General features: G+C 33.5%; 2 protein-coding genes. Both read left to right on the forward strand.

Features of this window, described 5'->3' with window-relative positions; all coding sequences use genetic code 11:
• On the forward strand, window positions 1-368 hold a 368-nt coding region (locus tag GQR46_RS19130), incomplete at its 5' end, for a hypothetical protein (protein WP_206009702.1).
• Between the two features lie 2 nt (window positions 369-370).
• Window positions 371-2,003, forward strand: a 1,633-nt coding sequence (locus GQR46_RS19135) for a hypothetical protein (protein ID WP_206009703.1), incomplete at its 3' end; no start/stop codon positions are given.

The raw sequence follows: 2,003 nt of genomic DNA on the forward strand, positions 1-2,003 counted from the left end.
AAGGAAACTTAGTAAGTGTAGTTTTAGCTATATTTTATATTTTGCCGATTGCAGCGCTTTTAGTTTTTGACTGGGGCGATGTTTTACCTTTGTTTTTTGTATTTGGAGTTTTGATTTTTATCTCTAGTTACTCAATAAATCGTAAATTTGGTTATACCAGAGCTTGGTCAAGAAATAGGACAGCCTACCAGAAGGTACAAGTAATCTATGGTCAGTATAAATCAGGCGTAATATTTAGAGATGAAGCAGTTAAAAGGTTATATACATTATATGAATTATCAATAGAACAAGCTCATATTGATATTGTTAAAGATTATGAGATTTACGGTAATGCAGCATTAAGTTGGGTTAAAGGATTAAGGAAATAATAATGACAACTAATTATATTTTAGACATAAGTAAAGAAGAATACAGGGATGATTATGCTGACGGTGCAAATGGCGAGTTATGGCAAATATATGCAAAACAACAGTTAATTAGTGATTTAGAATCGATCTTGAGTGACGCTAAAAAATATAAGCAGTTTAGAAGTAGTAATTCAAATTCTAATCACAAAAAAACGTGGCTATCTCATAATGCGATTCTGGTTAGTAGCCCCAGAGGAACAGGTAAGACTGTTTTTTTACGAAATAGTAAGAGCATGTGGGATACTGGAAGCACTAAAAAAGATGAGCTTTATTTTTTAGATGTAATAGATCCTACTATGTTGATGGCAAATGACTCTTTTTCAAATGTGATAGTTGCACAAATTTATCAAGTAGTTAGTGACAAGCTAAGTCAAAATAATTGCTGTGATGAGAGAAATAGAAAATTACGAGAAACTTTCCACAAGAGCTTGAAGCAACTCGCAGAATCTATGGGTAAAAACGTCGAATTTAATGGCTTAACGGGTATTGATAAGGTTCTTAAGTATAGCTCAGGGATACAACTGGAGAATAACTTTCACCTTTTTGTTGAGTCCGCAATAGCTATTTTAGGATGCAATGCAATTGTTGTAACTATTGATGATGTAGATATGGCATTAGATCGAGCGTTTGAAGTTGTTGATGATGTAAGGCGCTTTTTAGGATGTCCGTATTTGATACCTATAGTTAGCGGTGATATTAAGTTATATGAACATATGACTCAAACACACTTTGATGAAAAGGCTTATGATAATTTAACAGAAGATGAGCAATTAAAAGAAAACGGTCAAAAGCTAAGCAAAGAGCTTACAACAGCATATTTGACGAAAGTGTTTCCTGCTTCTATGCGTATAGGTTTGTTTTCGATTGAAAGGATATTACCCAAGCTCAGTATTTGGGATGATGAAGAGCAAGTAACATATAAAAATTACCGAGAAGAGCTCCTAAATCGTTTTTATTTTTTATGCCATAACCGTGATGCTAGAAGATATTGGTCTGATCCAGAATCAGCACGCGAGTTATCTCAATTAGTGCGTGTTATAAAACCTAAAGTATTTCGAGAAAATAATAATGATATAAAAGAAATTGAGTTACATAATAGCTTTAAAAATTGGGCTGCTCTAAAAAAGAGTGGTGAATTATTTGCGCATTCTGAATCTGCTATCACTTGGCTACATGAAGGTAATGAAAGCTTTGATATTCGTAATTTACTTGTTTTTAATATTGTAAAACAGACTGATAAAGTGGCTTTCCCATGGTCGGAATACGATGTCTTAACCACGCAAATCGAAGCTTTAGATTCCCTACCTGAACAAGGCGGGAAAGGTTATAAAAATTTAGAACTACTGAAAAGTAGTTTCAGTAAAAATTTGACATGCCTTAAAGCAATGCCGCCAATGGAGTTTCTGGTTAAGGACTTTTGGATAACTATCCCAACAATCAAAAATAGCAAACAATTAAAAATAAATAACATTGAAGATAAAGAGCTATTGTCAGAAGCAAAAAAATTAGGTGAGCAATGGCAGAGTGAGAATATTTTGCAATACACTGCAGAGCAGCTGTTACTCGATGTATATACAGACTCAAGCCTATATTCTA

It is taken from the genome of Pseudoalteromonas sp. Z1A6 (assembly GCF_011378745.1).
GTDB lineage: Bacteria > Pseudomonadota > Gammaproteobacteria > Enterobacterales > Alteromonadaceae > Pseudoalteromonas > Pseudoalteromonas arctica.